This window comes from Nocardia sp. CC201C, from assembly GCF_030010695.1.
In the GTDB taxonomy this organism is placed as follows: domain Bacteria; phylum Actinomycetota; class Actinomycetes; order Mycobacteriales; family Mycobacteriaceae; genus Nocardia; species Nocardia otitidiscaviarum.
In genome coordinates this window covers 19,571-41,696 of sequence record NZ_JASCXP010000010.1, presented here as the reverse complement: position 1 = coordinate 41,696, position 22,126 = coordinate 19,571, and the positions used below count along the sequence as shown (strand labels likewise).

General features: G+C 69.2%; 19 protein-coding genes. 7 read left to right on the top strand and 12 right to left on the bottom strand.

All coding sequences use genetic code 11. From position 1 onward, the window contains the following. The coding region (locus QK444_RS02420; protein WP_282776600.1) for a glycosyltransferase at positions 1–752 on the top strand (752 nt) is incomplete at its 5' end. Positions 753–761: 9 nt separating this feature from the next. Here the strand turns inward: QK444_RS02420 and QK444_RS02415 are convergent. Then, a complete protein-coding gene (locus tag QK444_RS02415; RefSeq protein ID WP_282776598.1) occupies positions 762–1,361 on the bottom strand; it encodes a methyltransferase in 600 nt (199 codons plus the stop codon). Positions 1,362–1,553: 192 nt separating this feature from the next. On the opposite strand from QK444_RS02415, the gene QK444_RS02410 reads away from it, so the two are divergent. Next, positions 1,554–2,981, top strand: a complete 1,428-nt coding sequence (locus QK444_RS02410; RefSeq protein WP_282776596.1) for an RNA-guided endonuclease TnpB family protein — start codon at positions 1,554–1,556, stop codon at positions 2,979–2,981. A 64-nt stretch (positions 2,982–3,045) separates the two neighbouring features. Here the strand turns inward: QK444_RS02410 and QK444_RS02405 are convergent, their stop codons facing one another. Beyond that, positions 3,046–3,489: a GtrA family protein gene (locus tag QK444_RS02405; protein ID WP_029928862.1), complete on the bottom strand. Its 444-nt coding sequence runs from the start codon at positions 3,487–3,489 to the stop codon at positions 3,046–3,048. A gap of 44 nt (positions 3,490–3,533) precedes the next feature. Next, positions 3,534–5,924 carry a hypothetical protein gene (locus QK444_RS02400; RefSeq protein WP_282776594.1) on the bottom strand — a complete coding sequence of 797 codons (2,391 nt, stop codon included), beginning with the start codon at positions 5,922–5,924 and terminating at the stop codon, positions 3,534–3,536. Between the two features lie 193 nt (positions 5,925–6,117). On the opposite strand from QK444_RS02400, the gene rffA reads away from it, so the two are divergent. Next, positions 6,118–7,257, top strand: a complete 1,140-nt coding sequence (gene rffA, locus QK444_RS02395; protein ID WP_282776592.1) for a dTDP-4-amino-4,6-dideoxygalactose transaminase — start codon at positions 6,118–6,120, stop codon at positions 7,255–7,257. A 62-nt stretch (positions 7,258–7,319) separates the two neighbouring features. Here rffA and QK444_RS02390 read toward each other — a convergent pair whose 3' ends face one another. Beyond that, positions 7,320–7,778, bottom strand: a complete 459-nt coding sequence (locus QK444_RS02390; protein ID WP_282776590.1) for an SRPBCC family protein — start codon at positions 7,776–7,778, stop codon at positions 7,320–7,322. Positions 7,779–7,833: 55 nt separating this feature from the next. Beyond that, positions 7,834–10,779, bottom strand: coding sequence for an AMP-binding protein (locus QK444_RS02385; protein WP_282776588.1), 2,946 nt, complete (start codon positions 10,777–10,779; stop codon positions 7,834–7,836). A 409-nt stretch (positions 10,780–11,188) separates the two neighbouring features. Here QK444_RS02385 and QK444_RS02380 point away from each other — a divergent pair, with 409 nt between their 5' ends. The 3 genes from QK444_RS02380 (at position 11,189) to idi (ending at position 14,192) form a co-directional block, all read left to right on the top strand. Then, positions 11,189–12,595, top strand: a complete 1,407-nt coding sequence (locus tag QK444_RS02380; protein WP_282776586.1) for a family 2B encapsulin nanocompartment shell protein — start codon at positions 11,189–11,191, stop codon at positions 12,593–12,595. A 149-nt stretch (positions 12,596–12,744) separates the two neighbouring features. Beyond that, positions 12,745–13,623 carry a geranyl diphosphate 2-C-methyltransferase gene (locus QK444_RS02375; RefSeq protein ID WP_282776584.1) on the top strand — a complete coding sequence of 293 codons (879 nt, stop codon included), beginning with the start codon at positions 12,745–12,747 and terminating at the stop codon, positions 13,621–13,623. After that, on the top strand, positions 13,620–14,192 hold the full coding sequence (gene idi, locus QK444_RS02370; RefSeq protein WP_244961837.1) for an isopentenyl-diphosphate Delta-isomerase: 573 nt from the start codon (positions 13,620–13,622) through the stop codon (positions 14,190–14,192). Before QK444_RS02375 ends, idi begins: the two co-directional genes overlap by 4 nt. A gap of 6 nt (positions 14,193–14,198) precedes the next feature. Here idi and QK444_RS02365 read toward each other — a convergent pair whose 3' ends face one another. The 4 genes from QK444_RS02365 to QK444_RS02350 form a co-directional block, all read right to left on the bottom strand. After that, a complete protein-coding gene (locus tag QK444_RS02365; RefSeq protein WP_282776581.1) occupies positions 14,199–14,915 on the bottom strand; it encodes a GntR family transcriptional regulator in 717 nt (238 codons plus the stop codon). A 63-nt stretch (positions 14,916–14,978) separates the two neighbouring features. Further along, the gene (locus QK444_RS02360) at positions 14,979–15,578 is read right to left on the bottom strand and encodes a hypothetical protein (protein ID WP_282776579.1); all 600 of its coding nucleotides are present in this window, start codon (positions 15,576–15,578) and stop codon (positions 14,979–14,981) included. Positions 15,579–15,677: 99 nt separating this feature from the next. Beyond that, positions 15,678–16,901 carry a globin domain-containing protein gene (locus QK444_RS02355; RefSeq protein ID WP_282776577.1) on the bottom strand — a complete coding sequence of 408 codons (1,224 nt, stop codon included), beginning with the start codon at positions 16,899–16,901 and terminating at the stop codon, positions 15,678–15,680. Positions 16,902–16,915: 14 nt separating this feature from the next. Further along, complete coding sequence (locus QK444_RS02350) at positions 16,916–17,365, bottom strand: Rrf2 family transcriptional regulator (protein WP_282776576.1); 450 nt, start codon at positions 17,363–17,365, stop codon at positions 16,916–16,918. A 214-nt stretch (positions 17,366–17,579) separates the two neighbouring features. Between QK444_RS02350 and ilvA the strand changes: the two genes are divergently transcribed. Further along, positions 17,580–18,809, top strand: a complete 1,230-nt coding sequence (gene ilvA / locus QK444_RS02345) for a threonine ammonia-lyase (RefSeq protein WP_282776574.1) — start codon at positions 17,580–17,582, stop codon at positions 18,807–18,809. A gap of 51 nt (positions 18,810–18,860) precedes the next feature. On the opposite strand, the gene QK444_RS02340 is transcribed toward ilvA, so the two are convergent. From QK444_RS02340 to QK444_RS02330, 3 genes are all read right to left on the bottom strand, one after another. Next, complete coding sequence (locus QK444_RS02340; protein WP_282776573.1) at positions 18,861–19,184, bottom strand: multidrug efflux SMR transporter; 324 nt, start codon at positions 19,182–19,184, stop codon at positions 18,861–18,863. Positions 19,185–19,742: 558 nt separating this feature from the next. Beyond that, positions 19,743–21,164, bottom strand: coding sequence for an argininosuccinate lyase (gene argH / locus QK444_RS02335; protein ID WP_282776572.1), 1,422 nt, complete (start codon positions 21,162–21,164; stop codon positions 19,743–19,745). Positions 21,165–21,195: 31 nt separating this feature from the next. Then, a complete protein-coding gene (locus tag QK444_RS02330) occupies positions 21,196–22,092 on the bottom strand; it encodes a class I SAM-dependent methyltransferase (protein WP_282776570.1) in 897 nt (298 codons plus the stop codon). Positions 22,093–22,126 lie beyond the last annotated feature (34 nt).

Genomic DNA, 22,126 nt, shown 5'->3' with positions numbered 1-22,126 from the left:
GAATGTCGGCGGCGCGCGGGGACTGGATCGTCACCATGGACGAGGACGGGCAGCACGACCCGGCGTTCATCGGCGCGTTCCTGGACGCCGCGCTGGAGCGGCGCGCCGACCTGATCTACTCCAAGCCGACCAACACCCGCCCGCACGGCTTCCTGCGCAATCTCACCTCGCGCGGCGCGAAACTGGTACTGGCCACTGTCTTCGCCTTCCCGGATTCCACCCGCTTCGAGAGCTATCGGCTCATCCGCGGCGATATCGGCCGCCAGCTCGCCGATGTCGCCTCCAATGGCGTGTACCTGGACGTGGCGCTGACCTGGGTGGTGGGCACGGTCGCCCAGGTGCCGGTGACGCTGCGCGCGGAGGGCCGGGAGGAATCCGGCTACAACTACCGCCGCCTGTTCTCGCTGTTCTGGAAGATGGTGCTGTGCAGCGGAACCCGCGGCCTGCGCCTGGTGAGCATGTTGGGCGTGACGCTGGCGCTGGCCGGGGTGGCGCTGGCCGCCTTCGTGGTGTTCCAGGTGCTCACCCGGGAGAACTGGGCTCCCGAGGGCTGGGCGTCCACCATCGTGGTACTGCTGCTGTGTTCGGGCGCGATCCTGTTCTCCCTCGGCCTGATCGCCGAATACCTGGGTGTGGCGTTGCACGTCCTGGTGGGCAAACCGCTGTATCTGACCGTGGATTCGCCGACGCCGCGGCCGGATGCCGACCGGGCCGCGGAAGCCGACCGCGAGATCGAGCACGTCGGGAGCTGACCGCTCGGCTCAGGGCTTCAGCAGGTAGAGCTTCTCCCGTCCGCCGGCGATGAGGCGGCGCTCCTCGACGTGTTCGGGGAAGCCGCGGAACAGTTCGTCGAGGGTCTCCTCGTCGAAACGCAGCGGCCGCGCGCCGTCCCCGGCGTCGGTGAGGCGTCCGCCGAGCCCGGCCATGGCGCGATGGCGGGTGGCGGTCAGATTCCGCACCGGTTCGGCGACGATCACCCGTTCCCGCGCGGCGTCGAGCATGCGGTCCAGCACCGGTTCCGGATCGGGCAGGAAGTGGTAGAGGCTGCCCTGCATGATGACGTAGTCGGCGGCGGGCAGCGGGGTGTCGGCGCGCAGATTCCAGACCTGCCCGTTGCCGCCCGCGCGGTTCAGCCGGGCGATGAAGCGCTCGTTGAGGTCGAGTCCGGTGTAGCGCACCGACTTCTTCCGCAGGTAGCGGGTGTAGAGGGTGGCCGGACCGCAGCAGAGATCGAGTACCTCGGCGTGCTCGGGCACCAGGGCCGCGATGGCGCGATACCGCGCGCCGTAGTGTCGGCCGTACAGCCCCCGCATGAGTAGTTCGTAGACGGTTCCGTACCGGTAGATGAAGCTGGTGCTCACGTCGATCCTGAACAGTTGGCGGACAACGTCATCCGTTGCACGAACTATGCCATCTGTCCGGTTCCAGCGCCCACCGTGTGGCGGGCGTCTCACGCGCACTGCCTGTTTGTGAACTGGTCGTTTCGTGTCGTCCGGTGCTGGTCGGACCGACCCCGGGTTTGTTGTCGGTGGCGTGTGTCACACTCGCCGGTGATGAGCAGGCACACCACCTTCCGCTACCGCCTCGACCCCACCCCCGAGCAGCACACCACGCTAGCCCGGCACGCGGGCGCGGCGCGGTTCGCGTTCAACCAATGCCTGCACCTGGTGAAAACCGCCCTCACCCACCGCACAACCGACCCCGAGCATCCGGTGCCGTGGACGGGGTTCGGTCTGATCAACGCGTTCAACGCCTGGAAGAAAACGGAGGCAGCCGGACGGGTGTTCACCGTCGACGCCGCCGGGGTCGCCGAGGTGCGGGTGACCGGTTTGGTGTGGCGGGATCAGGTGTGCCAGCAGGTGTTCGAGGAAGCCGCCGTCGACTGCGGCCGCGCCCTGACCAACTGGTCAGACTCGCGTACCGGTCGCCGCAAGGGCCGACGAGTCGGGTTTCCCCGCTTCAAGTCCAAACGGCGTGCGCCCCGGGCGTTCCGGCTGCGGAACAAGCCTGCCAAGAACGGCCGTCCGTCGATCCGGGTCGGTGACGGCGATACCCCCCGCTCGGTCACCCTGCCCGGCCTCGGAATAATCCGCGTACGGGACGACACCCGCCGGTTGCGGCGGATGCTAGCCAAACACCGCGCGAGAATCCTGTACGCCACCGTAACCGAGCGTGGTGGCCGGTGGTGGGTCAGCGTGGCCACCGAGGCCGCCGACCTGCACCCCACCCACCAGCACCGGCCCCGCGACCCCGGCGACGAACATGGCTGGGTCGGCGTGGATCGAGGACTGTCCGCGTTCCTGGTCGCCGCCACCACCGACGGCGGCGAGGTCGCCCGGATCACCGCGCCCAAGCCCCTTGCGGCCGGGTTGGCCCGGCAGCGACGACTGTCGAAAGCACTGTCCCGCACAGAGAAAGGATCACGCAACCGAGACGAGGCCGCCGCGCGGCTGGCGCGGCACCATCGCAAGACCACAGCGATTCGTCGTCACTTTCTGCATGAGGTCACCGGCATGCTGGTCAAGACCCACGACCGGCTCGTCATCGAGGACCTGCACGTGGCCGGCATGCTCCGCAACCACACCCTAGCCCGGGCGATCAGCGACGCGGGGTGGGCCGAGTTCGCCCGCATCCTGCGCTACAAACAGGATTGGAGGCACGGCAGCGTTGTCACCGCTGGTCGGTGGTTCCCGTCGAGCAAACGCTGCTCGCGCTGCGGCACCGTCAACCCGCAGCTGTGTTTGGCCGATCGGGTGTTCGCCTGCGGGTGTGGGCTACGGCTGGATCGGGATGTGAACGCGGCGGTCAACCTCGCACACTGGCCGGCCACGGTGAAAGACGTATCTGGATCCCCGGACCTCCCAGCAGGGGGCCGGGTCACCAAAGCCCGCCGACGGGAAGGCGCTGACCGACACCGCACGGGTGTCGGTGCAACCGGCCCGGTAGACGCGGGAACCGGCACTCACCCGCTCGCGGTGTGAGTGCCGGACGCCCGAGAAGGGCGCTGTCGAAACAGCCCGTCAACCCGGGTGAATCAACAGGCTGTCAGTGCGAGCGGCGGAACGAGATGTGCCGGTGTCCGAAGAAGCTGGCGACCGCGACCAGGCCCATCACCACCACGGCGGCGGGCTTCTCCGGACAGTGCAGCACCGACACCGCCACCTGGAGCAGCAGCAGGTTCAGTGCCAGCCCACCGGAATTGACGCCGACGAAGGCCACGAAATCGCGCAGCGCGTGCCCGCGCACCCGGAACACCAGGGTGCGGTGCAGGACGAAGGCCACCACGATGCTGACGGCATAGGCCAGCGCGGGGGCCAGCGCCACCGCGGCCGCCTTGGCGACATGGCCTTCCAGCACGGTCAGCCAGAGCACGGTGAGCACCATGCCGAGCGCGGTATTGAAGCCGCCCACCAGGGCGAAGGCGACCTCCTGCCGCCGCACCAGGCGCAGCAGCAGGCCGGGCGGGGCGTCGGCGGCGGGCTCGGCGATGACACCGGAGTCCACCGTCAACTCGGGTGAGTAGTCGGCGGTGCTCACGAAACCGAGCCTGCCAGTTGACGTTCCGGTTCACCGGAGGACTCGCCGGGCGAATCCGACGCGTCCTCGCGCCGCGATCGCACGTAGAGCCATTGCAGCACCGCGATTCCGGCCACGCCGGCGGCACCGGTGGCGATGCCGATCTTCCAGCCCGGCGGACGCCAGGTGAGCACCAGTTCCGCGTCCCGGGTGCCCGCGGGGACATCCACGGCCACGAAGGAATTCGCGACCGTGGTGAAGGGGATGTCCTGTCCGTTCAGGGTGACGCGGTAGCCGGGCCAGCCCAGCCGGGCGAACACCACACGGCCGCCGTCGTCGGAGCTCACCCGCACACGGCTGGTGGTATCGGTTTCCGCGATCGAGGTCGCGGTGACATCGCGGGCGTCGGCGACGCGGCCGTTCAGACCCGACACGGGACCGCCGTCGCGCTCCAGTACCGAGATCCACTGGTCGTGGCCCGGGTAGTCCGTCCAGTGCCAGCCCGGCGGGGCGGGTTGGGTGCGGGCGTCGGGGAACATGGCCCGCTGCAGGATCACCCGGTCCAGCAGCATGAGGTCCACGATGGTGCGTCCGGTGGTCGGTTCGGGCGCGAACAGGCGGCGGTAGGCGTCCGGGCAGGTGCTGCCGTCCCAGCGCATGCACAGCATTTCACCGAAGTAGAAGTGCCCGTTGGGGGTGTAGCCCTGGACGTAGTTCAGTTCCAGGTCCTTGGCGTAGTTGCCGAAGACCAGGGAGCCGTAGGCGCGGTCGAGCGATGTGTCCGCCGGGCCGATCAGACCGCGATCACCGAGCTGGATATTGCGGCCCGCGAAATCCGGGAACGCCGCCATGGCCTGCTGTCGGTCGGCGGGCAGGTTCCACGACATGAGATTCGGCTGCACCGCGCGCACCTGGACGAACGCGATGGGGAACATGGCGGCGATGGTCAGCAGGCAGGCCGCGGCCACACCGCGGGTGCGGCCCAGCGCGACCACCGCCGCGGTCAGCGCCGCGACCGCCACCGCCGCGAGCACATGCCAGCCGATGCGGTGCGGGTCGGCGGAGAAGGTGCGCACCCACAGCAGCAGGATCAGCACCCCGGCCGCGATACCGCGCCCGCGCCAGTCGCGCACCGTGCCGAACCGGCCCAGCAGTACGCACACCAGCACCAGCAGTCCGATGGCCAGCATGGGCAGTACGCGGGCGGGCCAGCGCAGCGGTCCGATGGTGCCCGGACCGGCCGTCCACATGAGCGCCATGACGGCGAACAGCGCGATGGAGATGAACTCCCGCCAGTGCTCGCGCGCCCGCCGCCAGTCCACGAAGGCCAGCGCCGGAATCAGGAACCAGGCGATATAGGTCATGGGCAGCGGTTGCACATAGCCCCACCACGAGCTGAACGCCGGATAGGAGCTGGGCAGACTGGCATTCAGCGATTCCGACCAGGGCACCGTGAGGAACTGGTCGTTATTGATCTGCGCCGTGCCGCGCCAGCTCACCTTGGCCGAGAGCATGGACGGCAGATACGTCATGAGCCCCGCCAGCCCGGCACACACCGCCACCAGGGCCAGTCGCAGCACCGGCCCCCACGCGCGAACGGCAACGTTCATCATGTCCGTCCACGGCGGACGGATGCGGTCGTACCCGTCCCGCGTCCCACCGCGTCGGCGCGAGACGAGCGACAGCACCCCGTCCGACGCCACGCGCCATGCCGACAGAATCAGCCGAACCACCGGCTGCCAACCGCGGCGGCCGACGATCTCGCCCACGGCGACGGCGACCAACATGAGCACGGATTCGACCGCGGGGAAGACGTACTGCACCGAGATCGCCAGGTACAGGAAGACGAATACGGGAATCGGCCCGCCCTTCCCCCGCACGTAGCGCACCGCGGACGCCCACGCGTGCAGCATGTACGCGGTGCCGGTGAGCGAGGTCATCCAGCTGGCGGTGTCGAAGAAGAGGAAGAAGCCGGAGAACGGGAAGGCGACGCCCGCGACCGCCGCCCATTGCGGGCGCGCGCCGTAGACCAGGCAGACGCGGTAGACGCCCAGGGCAGCGAGGATGGAGAAGAGCAGTTTCACGATGGTGGCGTACACGGCCAGATTCGGCACCGAGGGCGCGATCAGGTCGATCAGCAGCTGCGGCGGGTTGAACAGGCCCGCCTCCTCCATGGTGTAGTTGCCCGACATCCACTGGTCGGGAACCATGACCGGGAAGGTGCCCTCGCGCAGGGCGCGGCCGAGCATCACCCACAGTGGGGCGTACTGGGATTCGGTGTCATCGGTGTAGAAGTGGCGCACGTCGGCCAACAGCACCGCCGCATAGCCGAGCACCACGCCGATCGAGGTGACGAACCCCCACCGGAACACCGCACGCCGCGTACCGAGAATTCCACTGTCCACCACGAGTTCCAGACCCTACAGGCAGGCCTTCGGGAAGTGCACCGCACCCGGGCGCGCGGGTGCGGAAATTCCCCGGCGACGATGCCGATTCCCGGCCGCCGCACCGTGTTAGAGTTCGACGCTCGGGCTCTGCCGTTCGGCATGTGGTCGGACGATCCGGGGCCGTTGCCGACCGCCATGAGGGGACCGAACTCCGGTGAGCACCGAACGCATTATCTTCAGCCGCCCGTTCCGGGCGAGCCGGGAGCTGGCGAATCTGGAGGCCGTGCTCGCCTCGGACCACAGCCACGGCGACGGTCGATTCACCGCCGCGGCCACCGCGAAATTGGCAGCCATCACCGGAGCCCCGCACGCGCTGCTCACCACGTCCTGCACGCACGCCCTGGAAATGGCCGGGCTGCTGCTGGAACTCGGACCCGACGACGAGGTGATCGTCCCCAGTTTCGCCTTCACCTCCACCGCCACCGCCATGGCACTGCGCGGGGCGACGGTGGTGTTCGCCGATATCGACTCCGCGACCGGCAATCTGGATCCGGACGCGGTGGCGGCCGTGGTCACCGAGCGCACCAAGGCCATCGTGGTCATCCACTACGGCGGGGTGGGCGCGGAGATGGACAGGCTGCTGGACCTGGCCGCCACCCACGGCTTCGCCATCATCGAGGACAATGCGCACGGTCTCGGCGGCACCTGGCGAGGGCGACCGCTGGGCACCATCGGCACGGTCGGCGCGCTGAGTTTCCACGACACCAAGAACGTGCACTGCGGTGAGGGCGGCGCGGTGCTGCTCACCGATGACATCCTGATGGCGCGGGCGGAGATCATCCGGGAGAAGGGCACCGACCGAGCGCGCTTCCTGCGCGGCGCGGTGGACAAGTACTCCTGGCAGGACATCGGCTCCAGCTACCTGCCCAGCGAACTCAATGCCGCGGTGCTGGACGCGCAGCTGAGCGAGTTCGACACCATCCAGGCCAACCGGCACCGGGTGTGGGACGCCTACGCCGCCGGACTGCCGGATTGGGCGCGCCGCAACGATATTCGCCTGATGACCGTGCCCGCCGACCGCGAGCACACCGCACACCTGTACTACCTGCGGGTCCCCACCGAGGACCGCCGCGACGACCTCATCCGCCACCTCGCCGACCGCGGCATCGTGGCCCCGTTCCACTACGTGCCCCTGGACTCCAGCCCGGCCGGACTGAAATTGGGCCGCACCCCGCTGCCCTGTGTGCGCAGCGCCGAATTCTCCGGCACCGTGGTGCGCCTGCCGCTCTGGCCGGGCCTGTCCGACGTCCAGGTGCGGCGCGTGATCGAGGAGGTCACCGCCTTCACGGTCTGAGGTTCACGGTCTGAGGCCTCCCCCGGTCGTCCACCCCGCCGCGTGGCGCGCGGACGAATCCGTCAGTTTTCCAGGGCCGTCGCCAGTCGCCGCAGGGTGTCGCTGATGGTGTGGCGGTTGCGCTCGGTTCGGTCGTCCACCCCCGAGATCTTCTTGCTGTACTCCAAGGCGTACGCGGGCCGCAGATCCTCGCTCCATTCGGTGACCCGGCATCCGTCCTCCGTCGGCTCGATGCGATACCCCCACGTCGCGTAGTGGATGTCGCGCATCGAGCATTCGAAGGCGAACTCCCGGCCTGGATCGGCCACGATGACCCGGCCCTGGGTGGTCCACTCGTGTTCGCCGTGGCGGTTGTGCCCGTCGAAGGTGGCGCCGACCACCGGGCCGTCGAACCCGTCGTGCCATTCGCAGGAGTAGCACTCCTCGGACCATTCGCCCATGCGAGTGATATCCGAGACGGCCGCGTACACGGCTTCGGGGTCGGCGGCGATATCCCGGGTGATCTCCAATTTCTCAGTCACACAACGGAGTCCACCAGAGAATTGGGATCGCCGCCACCCCGCGTTCGCGCACCGGTCAGGCGAAGAGCCGATCCGCCAGTTCCGGGGTGAGCACCTCGTACCGGTCGGATTCCCGGTTGTACCACCAGGTCCGGTCACCGGGTCGCGGGCGGCCCTGGGCCTGCACAGCGCGGGTGGAGGGGCGGAAGGTGGAGCTGCGCGGGATCTCGTCGACCACGTAGACCAGATCGGGCCGCTGGTCCGGGGGCAGGGCGCGCAGGGCCTCGCCGACATCCTCGGCTTCGAGGCGGTAGCCCGCGCGGACGCTCAGGGCGGCCACGGCGAGGATGCGGTCGCCGACCGGAAGTCCGTACGCCACTTCCATATCCACGGCCGTGATGTCGTTGAGCACATCGACGATCGGGTGGGTGTAGACCGGCCCGCGCGGGGTGTGGATGACGGTGTCGCGCCGGTCCATCAGCCAGTAGTCGCCGTCACTGTCGCGGCGGAAGAGGTTCTCCGTCGGCATCCAGGCGTCGCCGGGCGCGAACACCCCGCGCAGCCCGCCGCGGGAGAGATCCACCGAATCGGAGGCGGTGCCGATGAGCAGACCCACCTCGTTGTCGGCGCAGCGCCGCGCGAAACCCGAGTCCTCGACCAGGATCTCGTCGGTCCTGGGGTCGTAGGCGATGAGTTCGACCTTGGCGGTGCCGGGCACCGGCCGGCCCTTGGAGCCGATTTTCTGTCCGGACACGTTCGCCAACACCACATCGCCTTCGATGGAGGCGTAGAACTCCAGCACCCGCGCGGGGGCGAAGCGCTCCTGGGTGCGCCGCCACAGCCCGGCGGGCATCCCCGAGCCGATGAACAGGCGGATGGGATGCGAATGACCGTTCGGGAAGGTGTCGGCGTCGAGGATGTCGCGCAGCATGGTCCAGGTGTAGGTGACCACGGTGACGCCGTAGCGGTGCACCTCCTCGGCGAACCGGGCCGGATCCAGCGACCGCGCCAGCGCGATCCGGCTGCCGCCCGCGATGGCCCCGCCCAGACTCACCAGCAATCCGGACGAATGGTGCAGCGGCGCGAGGCAGTACACGGTGTCGCGGCGGTCCAGATCGGCCGCGGTGGCGGTGCCGAAGGCCGACAGCGCCCAGCGGTGGTTGGTGATGTATTTGACGTCGAAGCGGTCACCGGTCCCCGTCACCAGGACGAAGGCAAGCTCACGCGCCAGCCCCGGATTCGGCCGGTACCAGCCGGGCAGGGCGACCGCGGCCGGGTCGATCTGCTCCATGTCCACCACGTCGCCGCCGAGCGGGATGTCCAGGCCGCGACTCTCGCCGCCGCCCAGCACCAGGGTGCGCAGCCCGGTCGCGGCGGCGTCGCGCAGATTCTCCGGATCGGCGATGAGCAGTCTGGTGTCGGTGAGCGCCACGGCCTGCGCGAGTTCGCTGCCGGGCGCGAGCAGTACCGCCACCGCACCCAGTCGGGACAGCGCGGCGATGGTCACCAGGGCGCTCGGCCGGGTCTCCATGACCACGCCGACCCGGGTGGCCGGGCGCACGCCCACCGAGACGAGTCCGCGCACCACATTGTCGATGCGGGTGTTGACCGCGGTATTGGTGTGCACCCGGTCGTCGAAGAGGAAGCACTCACGCTGCGGTGCGCGCCGCGTCTGCTCGTCCATCAGGCGACCCAGCGAGATCCGGGTGTGCGACTGGATCATGCCGAGGCGGGTCAGGCGCGGCAGGGCGCGCGCCGCCTCCCCGGTGAGTTCCACCGATCCGCGCAGCGAATTGCTCGCCACGGTCTCGAGCGTCTTGCCGATGCTGGTTCCGGCCTCGGCCAGGGTGGCCGCGGCGTGCACCACCCGGGTCAGGGTCGACCGCTGTCCGTTGCGCGCCACATGCTCGGCCATGGGCGAGATGTCGGCGGGGAGTTCGCCGTGGCCGTCCGCCCAGCGCACCCAGTCGCGCACCAGCGGCCAGGTGCGGGCGGTGGCGGTGCTGCCGGCGACCAGGCCGAAGTGTCCGGCGACCAGGGATGCCTCGTAGACCTCGGCATTGGGCGCGGCGCGCTTGATCCCGCGCACCGCGGCGGGCTGGCCGATATCGTCGACCTCGCCGACGAAGGCCAGGATCGGGCATTCGATATCCGCCAATGAAATGGGCTGGTCGCGAATGACGAAACCGCCCAGCATCATTCGATTGTGCTGGACGAACTGCTCGAGCAGGTCGGTGAGCGCCGGACCGGGGTAGCCGAGCCACCCCTCGGCCTCCAGGAAGCGACGCTGCCGCTCCTTGGGCAGCAGCGCCTCGCGGTTGTGCAGTTGGCGCAGGAAGTCCAGGCGCGCCCGCGCCGTCTTCACCGGGTCGAGGGCCTGGAAACCCAACCGCACCATGGAGTCGGTGATGGGCAGCCGGGTGAGCACATGGTCGGCGAGGAACTGCGCGACATCGGCGGCCAACCCGTGCGGCAGTCCCAGCGGCATCCCGGCCACGATGTCGACCGGGCTGCCGAAGGTGACGATGCTGTCGACGTCCTTCCCGCCGCGATAGGCGGTGGCCTGGTAGGCGAACATGCCGCCCTGGGAATAGCCCATGAGATGCACCGCGCGCCCGGTGATCTCGGCGACGGTGTCGATGGCGGCGCTCACGGCCAGCACGTGGTCGGCCAGATCCCGCTGCCAGCCACCCTCTTCCACCGCCGGGGAACCGAAATCCACCACCCAGCAGTCGATTCCAGCGGCGTCGAGAATGCCCACCGCGCCGTCGGCGGCGTTCACGTCCCACAGTTCGGCGCTCACCATGAGCGGCGGCACCAGCACCGCGACCGGGCGGCCCGGCGCGCTGCTGTCAGGGAAGTAATGGCGCAGGCGATACATGCGCTTCCGCTCGACGACCTCGTACGGCGACGATTCGATGTCGTGCGCCAGCCCCCCGAACCGGATCACCTCGAGCCCGTTCTGCGCGGTGGCGACCAGCCGCTGCACGGGCCCCACGACGGACTTGGAATTGAATTTCACGACTTCTCCCAGACATACCTCGACGTGACCTGCGTCACCCGCCCCAACGCGTTCAGACGAGCTTGTCACATGGTCAGCCTACTTCGTGGGCGCTGTGAGCAGCGCCATGCGGCCACCGGCGCGTCCTACACGAGTGAAGGAATTTGTCGCCCTGGAACCATCCCGGACGGTATTCATGCGGCCGCGTCGATATTGCGACACACGTCATGACACTGCGGGCACCGGATTGTTCCCGCATTCCGCTGCGGCTCGCCGAGCCGGCGATCTACCATCGAATGGCTGGAACGCACTGTCGCGCATGTCATTTCACTCAAACCGACTAATTCGCGGGCAGCTACAGCCCGCTCTATCGCCGTGATCATCACCGGCCGCCGCGCCCAGGCGGCAATTCGAGGGTGAGGACTTCAGCATGACCATAGAAATGCCCGTCCAGGCCGAGACCAACGGCCGAAAGAGCCTCAGCACCGGCGCCGCCCACCAGTTGGCGCACACCACCAAATCCGAACCCCAGATGCAGGGCATCAGCTCGCGCTGGCTCACCCGATCACTGCCGTGGGTGCAGGTGAAAGGCGGTATCTACCGGGTCAACCGGCGGCTGACCTACACCGTCGGCAATGGTGAGGTGGAATTCCTCATCGACGGCGGCAAGGCACGCGTCATTCCGGAGGAACTGACCGAAATGCCGCAATTGCATGATTTCGACGATGAGGAGATCCTCGGTGCCATGGCGCGCCGCTTCGAGCAGCGCGATCTCGAACCCGATACGGTCATCGCCGAATTCGGCAACCCCATGGACCAATTGCTGCTGATCGTGCACGGCAAGGTCGCCAAACACGGCACCGGCGAGTTCGGCGAACACACCAAGGTCGGAATGCTGTCGGGCGGAGACTATTTCGGCGATCGGATGTTGATCGACCCGAATGCCATCTGGCCGGTCACCCTGAAGACCGTCACGCCCGTCACACTGTTGGCGCTGCCCCGCACCGCCTTCCAGGAACTGCTCGACAACGCACCGCCGCTGCGCGATCGACTCGCGGCCGTGGCCGCCGCCGCACAACGCCCGCAGAACAAATACGGCGAGGCCGAGATCAACGTCTCCTCCGGCCATTCCGGTGAACCACTGCTCGATGGCACCTTCGTCGACTACGACGCCGCCCCGCGCGAATACGAACTCAGCCTGGCGCAGACGGTGCTGCGGGTGCACACCCGGGTCGCGGATCTGTTCAACGACCCGATGGATCAGGTCGAACAGCAGCTGCGACTGACCATCCAGGCCCTCTACGAGCGTCGCGAATACGACCTGGTCAACAATCCGGATTTCGGGCTGCTGCACAACTGCGATCTCAAGCAGCGCATCTACACCGAATCCGGTCCGCCGACGCCCGACGATATGGACGAACTGCTGTCCATGCGGCGCAGCACCAGACTGTTCCTGGCACATCCCAAGGCCATCGCGGCCTTCGGTCGGGAGTGCAGCAAGCGCGGTATCTATCCGGATCCGGTGGAGGTCGACGGGCACCGAGTGCCCGCATGGCGAGGGGTGCCGATCTTCCCGTGCGGAAAGCTGCCGGTCAGCGACACTCAGACCACCTCGATTCTCGCCATGCGCACCGGTGAGAAGGACCAGGGCGTGATCGGCCTGCACCAGACCGGAATCCCGGACGAGTACGAGCCGAGTCTGAACGTGCGTTTCAAGGGCATCGACGACCAGTCGCTCATCTCCTACCTGGTGAGCTGCTACTACTCGGCGGCGGTCCTGGTACCCGATGCCCTCGGCATTCTGGACAACGTGCTGGTCGCCCGGCAGACCGACTGACCGGCAGCCGCGCGCATCGGCTCGAAGTCGAAGCGTTCCAGCCGTTTTCGCAGCAAGCGCCGCCAGCCCGACAGCGCGTTCGCCCGTGCGGCGCACGCGTTCCCCCGTGCGCCCATCGCACGTAGTCTCCACCGAGAGGATGATCTGCCATGACCATGCTCCACCACGACGCCGAGAACAGCCCGGTCCTGCGCACCGACTTCCAGCGATCGGTCGCCGCGTACTGGAACGACAACCCCAACGACGATCGGGTGAACACCAAACTCGGCGAGGTCGACGGGCTGTACCACCACCATTACGGGGTCGGCGAGCCGGACTGGTCGGTCATCGAGGGTCCGGAGGAGACCCGGCAGGAACGCCTCGTCCGGGAACTGCACCGGCTGGAGACGGCACAGGCCGATCTGCTGCTCGACCACCTCGGCGACGTGCGGCCCGGCGACCGGCTGATGGACGGTGGATCCGGGCGGGGCGGCACCAGCTTCATGGCCAATCAGCGGTTCGGCTGCGCCGTGGACGGGGTGACCATCTCCGAGTACCAGGCCGGATTCGCCAACGACCAGGCGCGCGAGCGCGGCGTCACCGACAAGGTGCGGTTCCACTTCGCCAATATGCTGCACACCGGCTTCGAAGCCGGGTCCATACGCGGCATCTGGACCAATGAGACCACCATGTACGTGGACCTGTTCGAACTGTTCGCGGAGTTCACCCGGCTGCTCGAACCGGGCGGGCGCTACGTGGTGATCACCGGCTGCTCCAATGACGTGACCGGCGGGCGCTCGGCCTCGGTGAGTTGGATCGACGCCCACTACGGGTGCAATATCCATCCGCGCAGCGAGTACTTCAAGGCGCTCGCCGCCAACAATCTGGTGCCCATCGCGGTCACCGACCTCACCCCCGCCACCATTCCGTACTGGGACCTGCGCACCCATTCGGAGCTGGCCACCGGGGTGGAGAAGCCGTTCCTCACCGCCTACCGGGAGGGTAGCTTCCAATACCTGCTGATCGCCGCCGATAAGGTGGGTAGGTGACCCTCGAATCCCCCGGCCTCGGCGCGGCCACCGATCGCGAAGCCCTGCCCGTCGAACTCGTCGACGAGCGCGGCCGGGCGATCGGGGCCTGCCCGGTGGCGGAGGCGCACACCGCACCGGGGCGGCTGCACCGCGCGTTCTCGGTCATGCTCTTCGACGCCGCCGGGCGGATGCTTCTCCAGCAGCGGGCCGCGGTGAAGACGCGCTTCCCGCTGCTGTGGACCAATACCTGCTGCGGCCATCCCGCCCCCGGACAGCCGGTGGCCGAGGCCGCGGCGGTGCGGTTGCACGAGGAGTTGGGTGTGGCGGCCGACCTCGCCGAGGTGGGCACCTTCACCTATCAGGCGACCGACCCCGGAACCGGGCGCGTCGAATACGAGTTCGACCACGTGCTGATCGGTCGGCTCGACGGCTTTGCGCCGCAACCGAATCCGGACGAGGTGGAGAACCTCACCTGGCTGCGCCCGGACCAACTCCGGGCCGCGCTCACCCACTCCCCCGAGGCGCACACCCCATGGCTGGCACGGGTGCTGGAGATCGCGGACCACGCGGTCCGATCGCGGGGGTAGACACCCTCACGCCGTGCGCTCGTCCGGTGCCAGCAGGCCCGTATCGGTCGGCAGGGTCGCGATGACCTGTTCGAGACGCTTGTGATGCTGTTCGGCGGCGAGCAGCAGCCGATCGACGTCACGGGACAGGAAAGCGTCGAGCATGACGGTGTGGTCACTGTGCAGGCGCAGGCGGTCGGCCGCGCTCACGTGCACCATGGGCTGCACGGGTTCGGTGACATTCCACGCGGATTCGAGCATGTGCAGCAGCCGGAACATGCGCGAGGGGCGGGTGAGCGCGGTGTGGAAGGTGCGGGAATGGCGATGGTAGGCGATCGCGTCGCCGTCTCGAAGCGACTGTTCCAGTAGCGCATTCGCGTCGATGAGGGCGGTGCGCTCGGCGGTGCTGGCATGGGTGGCCGCGGCGACGAGGGACGCGCTCTCCAATGTCTGTCGCACCACATAGATTTCGCGCAGCTCCGCGGACGTCAGCCGGGCCACGGAGTACCCCAGGCCCGGTTCGTGTACGACCAGTCCCTCCCCGATGAGGGTCGCGAGCGCCTCCCGCACCGGAATATGACTGACGCCGAAGAGTTCCGCCACCTCGCGCAGCGGGATCAGAGTGCCCGGCGGCGCCGCCCCGTCCAGAATGAGCCGCCGCAGGTCACTCAGGATGATGCGGGGGCGGCCCGGCGCACCGGCCACCAGCGTGGCCAGCAGGGCGGTGTGTCGTCGTGCGGGCATGGCGCCACGCTAGGCGGCGCATGTTGGTTTTCTCGGTCGTCCATGTCACGAACAGGAAAAGCGTCAACCGAGCATGGCGGCCCGCACCCAGCCGACGCCGGTCCGCACGCCGGAGCCCAGGCAGCCCATGACCATCTCCGGTGTCATCATCTCGTAGCCCGCCGTGATCCGGACCCGCCCGCCCGCACCCGCACCGGCGACGATCTCCAGCTCACCCACGCTGGGCTGGGCCATGGTCACCGGCCACCACCCCCACACGGTGCTCACCGCACCGTTGGACCAGGTGATGTGCACGGTGATCGGACCGTCCGCGGGATGCATGCAGTCCGACCACGCCTCGTGCACGCCGGTGAAGGTGCCGCCGGTGATACCGGGCCACCCGACGCAGTCCCGCAGCGATCCGACCGAGGTGAAGGTCATCGGCTTGGGCGTCATATCGATGCCGCCGTGCACGGCGGTCCAGCGGAAGTCGCCCTCGGCGCAGCCCCCCACCACCGGCGGCGCGGCCGGGGGCGGCACCGCCACCGCGGCCGGCACCGCCACACCAGCCGCACGCGGCACCGCCACACCGGTCAGGGGCAGCACCGCCACACCGGTCAGGGGCGGCACCGCCGCCGCGGGGGCCGCGATGGCGAGCGCGCACGGCAGCATCGTGAGAATCATCCCGGATTTCCACACGGCTGCGGACATTAACGCAGGTCGGCAACCATGCGGTGGATGCGCCGTCGGATCGTCGTTTCCGAGCTCGCGGTCATCGCCAGACTATGCGTCCAGCAGCCAGTCGTTGGGGGCGAACAGTTCGAAATGCACGCGCCCGGCCGGGATTCCGGCCGCCAGCAGCTGCGCGCGCACCGCTTGCAGGAATCCGGTGCCGCCGCAGAGGTAGTAGTCGGCGTCGGCGGGCAATGCCACCTCGGCGAGGTCGAAGGTCTGCCCCTCGGCCTGATACCAGGCGCGGTAGTCGGCGTCGCGCAGATCGGCGGTGAGGTCCCGGACGCGGTCGCGCAGCGGATGCGTGGCGGCCGAGCGATCGCAGTGCAGCACCACGGTGCGCCGGGTGGACCTCGCGGCGGCCAGATACTCCAGCATGCCGACCATGGGTGTCACGCCGACCCCGGCGGAGATCAGCACCACCGGCGTGGTGGCCGCGGTGTCGAGGGTGAGGTCGCCGAACGGCAGCGTGATCTCCAGGCGGGCGCCCGCCACGGCATGGCGGTGCAGCCACGACGACACCTCCCCCTCCGGTGTCCCCAGCTCGGCCGCCACCCGGCGCACGGTGAACGCCAGCCTGCCCGTGCCGGGCGCGTTGACCAGGCTGTACTGACGCAACTGCCGGGCACCGTCGGGAAGCAGCGCACCGACCGAAATATATTGCCCGGGACGGAAATCGGGCAGCGGCCGGGTCGGATCCTCGGCTTCGACGACGAAGGTGACCACGCCCGAGGCATCCTCGACGCGGTCGACCACGCGGGTCCAGCGGTAGACATCGCCCGCCGCCACCCCGGCGGCCCGGTAGAGCCCCTGTTCGAAGTCGATGAGGGTGGTGGCCATGAGCCAGTACACGCGATCCCAGGCGGCGGCCACCTCGGCGGTCACCGCCTCCGCGCCCAGCACCTCGACGATGGCGGCGAACAGATGCTCGTGCACGATCGCGTACTCGTCGGCGGTGACCCCGAGCGAGGCGTGCTTGTGCCCGATGCGGGAGAGCAGTTCGCGCGGATGCGGCAGGTCCGGATTCACCAGATGGGTGGCATAGGTGGCGATGGAGGCGGCGAGTGCGCGCTGCTGCGCGCCCTGCGCCTGATTGCCCCGGTTGAAGCGGTCGCGAATGAGCTCCGGGTGGGCGGTGAACATCGTGCGGTAGAAGAGTGGGGTGATCTCGTCGATCCGAGCGCCCACCAGCGGCAGGGTCGCCCGGATCACCGCCGCGTGTTCGGGTTCCAGTTCCGGAACGACGTCCAGGGCCGGATCCATTGCGGTCGTCATGCTGTCTCCTCGTGCTAGCGGTCGACTGCCGGAGTGGCCGACAGATGCAGCAGTTCGACGGTCCGCGGGGTCACCAGGTCGGCGAGCGTGTAATGGTCGAGCTCCCGATAGAACGCCTCCTGCGCATTCCGGAGAACATGTCGCAAACGGCAATTACTCGCCAATGGACACGGATGCTCGCCGAGGCATTCGACGACTTCGGCATCTCCCTCGAGACCGCGGACTATCGCGCCCGCTGTCGCGGCGCGCCCTGCGTCGGTGAGGAAAATACCGCCGGAGCGCCCGCGATGGGAGGCGACGAAGCCGAGTTCGGCGAGCCGCGAGACGGCCTTGGCGACATAGTGCTCCGAGGCATTGACCTGTCTCGCAACCAGTTTCGCTGTCACACGGGTATCGGCTTCGCTGCTGACCGCGAGGCGCATCATCGCCCGGAGTCCGAGATCGGTGAACCGGGAAAGCTGCATGGCTATACCGTACGTAATTCGGACAGCAGAAAGCGCATTCAGCGCGTGTGCCCTTTAATACGCTGTGCCGCGCATATTTTGTCGGTTCGGTCACAAGGACTAATTACTCTATTCCGCGCCCTGCGGCCTTGGTATGGCTACCATCTGGCCAACCCGTGGTGGCCGGGGCGGATATCGGTGCCCGGCGCGACGCACGCCACACCCGGCTGGCAGCATGGCGGCCATGGATCTGGTCAGCGTGGAACGTATCGAGGACGCGGCGAAACTCCTCGCCCCCGTGGTGCGCCGGACGCCGCTGGTGGCGTCGCGGGTGCTGTCGGAGCGCACCGGCGTGGAGGTGCGGCTGAAATGCGAGAATCTGCAACGCACCGGATCGTTCAAACCGCGCGGGGCCTACAACCGCATCGCGAATCTCCCGGCGGACGAGCGGGCGCGCGGCGTGGTGGCCGCCAGCGCGGGCAATCACGCCCAGGGTGTCGCCTGGGCGGCCACCTCACTCGGGATTCATTCCACCGTCTTCATGCCCATCGGCGCATCGCTGCCGAAACTGGTGGCCACCCGGGCCTATGGGGCGACCGTGCACCAGGTCGGTGCGACCATCGACGAAGCACTCACGGCCGCACTGGATTTCGCCGGGCAGACCGGGGCCACCCTGATCCACCCGTTCGACCACCCCGACATCGTGGCCGGGCAGGCGACGGTGGCGCTGGAGATCCTGGACCAGATGCCGGACGTGGGCACGGTGGTGGTGCCGACCGGCGGCGGCGGGCTGCTGGCCGGGATCGCGGTGGCGCTGCGCCATCTCGCCCCGCAGGTTCGGGTGATCGGTGTGCAGGCCGCCGAAGCCGCCGCCTGGCCGGGTTCGCTCGCGGTGGGCCGCCCGGTGCCCCTGGACCGCATGACCACCATGGCCGACGGTATCGCCGTGGGCCTGCCGGGGGCGGTGCCGTTCGCCCACGTGGCCGAACACGACACCACCATCGTCACGGTGGACGAGGACGCGTTGTCGGGCGCCCTGCTGCTCTGCCTGGAGCGGGCCAAGCTGCTGGTGGAACCGGCCGGTGCCGCGGCGGTGGCGGCGCTCATGACCTGTCTGCCCGAGGAACTCGAGCTCCGGGGTCCGGTCTGCGCGGTGCTGTCCGGCGGCAATGTCGACCCGCTGCTGCTCACCCGCGTGGTCGGCCACGGCCTCAGCGCCGCGGGCCGCTATCTCGCACTGCGGGTGACGATCTCGGACCGTCCCGGCAGCCTCGGCGCGCTGCTGGGGGCGGTCGGACGCACCGGGGCCAGCGTGCTGGACGTGGTGCATTCCCGCACCGGGTCCTGGCTCGCGGTCGACGAGGTGGAGGTGGCGCTGACACTCGAGACGCGCGGCGCGGCGCACCGAGACGATGTACTCCAGGCACTGGCCGACGCGGGATACGCGGTGCGCGTGCAGGACTGACCACGCACCGTGCGCCGACGGGTCGCCACCGGCCCGGCGGCGCGCCACCGGTCAGTGTGCCCCACCGAGTTCCAGCGCCAGCACGCCCGCGATCACCAGCCCGATGCCACCGACCTGGACCAGGGTGAGCTTCTCGTTCAGGAACAGCGCGCCGATGACCGCCACCGCCACCACGCCCACCGCCGCCCAGATGCCGTAGGCCACCCCGACCGGCATCCCGCGCTTCAACGCCTGCGACAGACAGTAGAACGCCGCTCCGTAGCCGATGACCACGAGCGTCGACGGCACCGGTTTGGTGAATCCCTCCGACAACTTCAGCGATACCGTCGCGGTCACCTCGGAGGCGATGGCCAGCGCCAGAAACAGCAGAGTCATGCCGGGAGCGTATCCCGCCCGCGACGACCAGCATCGGTGACGATGCGGAGGGCCCAACCCGTGGCGGCCCGCCATCCCGGGCCCGCCGCTACGCGGCACGCGACGCGTCCGGGCGGCCCCTCTCGCGCGGAAACCCCATGGCCCGACACCTCCGGGCCGCGCACCCGACCACTACCACGCACGACCCTGCGAGTCCGGCTGCGCCGATCCCCGCCCCGGCTTCCCCTGTCCCGCTGATCCCAGCGGAACGTGGTGGCAGGCAGGCACACGACATGCTCGTCTCAACCGAGCACAGCTCGCCGAGCGGCAGTCTCCCACGATCCGGGTGCGGTGTGCGCATGGGCACACGGGCGCCCTTGCGCGCCGTGCTCACCCCCACGCGACGGCGCTCCAGCCAGTGAACCGGCCTCCGCCGCCAGCCGGGTCGCGCAAGCGCGTGGCGCACAGGCACCGTCCACCACCGCCACACGCGTCGGTGGCGTCGGCAGCGCACCGACCATCGTGACACGGCGGAGCACAGTCCGCCCGTCGCCACCGCCCGGTGCGCTCGGCCGGGCGTCAGCTCAGCCAGTCGCGGTGGGCGGTGGCGGCGGCGCGCACCTCGTCGAGTTGTTTGGCGACCTGCACGCCCGCGGTGCCGCCGCGGGCGTTGCGGGAGGCGATGGAGCCCTGCACGGTCAGCACCTCGCGTACGGCGGGGGTGAGGGCCGGATCGACGGCGGCGAATTCGGTGTCGGTGAGTTCGTCCAGGCCGACGCCGCGCGCCTCGGCGGCGCGCACGCATGCCCCGGCGGCCTCGTGCGCGACGCGGAACGGGACGCCCTGGCGGACCAGCCATTCGGCGATATCGGTGGCGAGGGTGAATCCGGCGGGGGCCAGTTCGGCCATGCGGTCGGTGTGGAAGGTCAGGGTGGACACCAGTCCCGCGATGGCGGGCAGCAGCAGTTCCAGCTGCGCCACCGAATCGAAGACGGGTTCCTTGTCCTCCTGGAGGTCCCGGTTGTAGGCCAGCGGCTGCGCCTTCAGGGTGGCCAGCAGGCCGGTGAGGTTGCCGATGAGGCGGCCCGCCTTGCCGCGGGTCAACTCGGAGACGTCCGGATTCTTCTTCTGCGGCATGATGGACGATCCGGTGGACCAGGCGTCGGCCAGGGTGATGTAGCCGAATTCGGGTGTGCTCCAGATGATCACCTCTTCGGCCATCCGGGACAGATCGACCGCGATCATGGCGAGGACGAAGGCGGCCTCGGCCGCGAAGTCCCGGGCGGAGGTGGCGTCGATGGAGTTGGCCGCGGCGGCGTCGAAATCCAGGTCGGCGGCGATGGCTTCCGGGTCCAGCCCGAGCGAGGATCCGGCGAGTGCCCCGGATCCGTACGGCGACACCGCCGCCCGCTTGTCGAAGTCACGCAGCCGCTCGATATCGCGCAGCAGCGGATGCGCGTGCGCCAGCAGGTGATGCGCCAGCAGCACCGGTTGCGCGGCCTGCAGATGGGTCTTGCCCGGCATCACCGCGTCCGGATGCGCGGCCGCCTGCGCGACCAGCGCGTCCACCACCTCGAGGACGCCGAAGGCGATGCGCCGCACCGCATCCCGCAGCCACATCCGGAACAGCGTGGCGACCTGGTCGTTGCGCGACCGCCCGGCCCGCAGCCGGCCACCGAGTTCGGCGCCGACCCGCTCGATCAGTCCGCGCTCCAGCGCGCCGTGCACGTCCTCGTCGGATTCCAGCGGTCCGAACGCCCCCGATGCCACGTCGGCAGCCAGTCGGTCCAGGCCCGCGAGCATGCCGTCCAGGTCGCCGTCGGACAGCAGGCCCGCCTTGTGCAGCACGCGCGCATGGGCTTTCGACGCCCGCACGTCGTAGGGGGCCAGCGCCCAGTCGAAATGCGTCGACTTGCTCAGTGCCGCCATGGCCGCCGCGGGCCCCGAAGCGAACCGACCACCCCAGAGCGCGCCCTCGTTCGTGCCGTGCTGCTCGGTCATCGTGTGCTGTCTCCTCCGGGTCGGATCGTGGTCACGGGTGGATCGCTGTCATGAGTATGTGCCTGGCCATTTCGTCGGCCGTGAGTTCGGAATCGACGTCGCGGCCGTGGCGGGTGAGGACTTCGCGCGGGTCGCCGGGCGTGACGACCCAGCCCCGCTGCCGGAACCAGTCCACCGGGTGGTTGCGGCCCTCGAAGGGATACCACAGCTGGTGCACGTCCACGTGCACACCCTGTTCGGCCATGAACCGGGTACGTTCGCGGTCCAGTGCGTAGGCCCGTTCGGACCGTTCGCCGGACATGTTGAGCGCCACCCGGCTCCCGGGCGCGCTCAGCGCGACGATATCGCCGAGTAGCCGGTCCTGCGCGTCGGCGGGCAGATAGCGCAGCAGTCCCTCGGCCAGCCAGGCGGTGGGCAGGTCCGGGTCGAAACCGCTGTCCCGCAGCGCCTTCGGCCAGTCCTGCCGCAGGTCGGCGGCCACCGTGCGCCGCCGCACCGTCAGTTCACCGTCGTAGGCGGCGAGCGTCTTCGCCTTGAACTCCAGCACCTTCGGCTGATCGATCTCGAATACCATGGTGCCGGCGGGATACTCGAGGCGGTAGGCGCGCGCGTCGAGCCCGGCCGCCACGATCACGAACTGCCGGATACCGGCGTCCGCGGCGGCGCGGAAGTACTCGTCGAAGTACAGCGTCCGCGCCACCACGAAACTCCACAGCTGGGTCAGGGCCCCGGCGACCGAGTCCTCGTAGTCGCCGCGGCCCATGCGCTGCCAGACCGGCGAGTCGACGGCGGTCACCAGGACCTCGGCGTAGGGGTCGTGGAACAGCGCGTCCGGGCGGCGGCTCTCCGCCGCCCGCATGGCCGCGACTCCGAGGGCCGTCGCACCCACGCTCTCGGTGATATCCCAGTTGTCGTCGTCGGTCCGCACGGCGGCCTCCTTCCGGGGTGATCCCCGGGTTCGA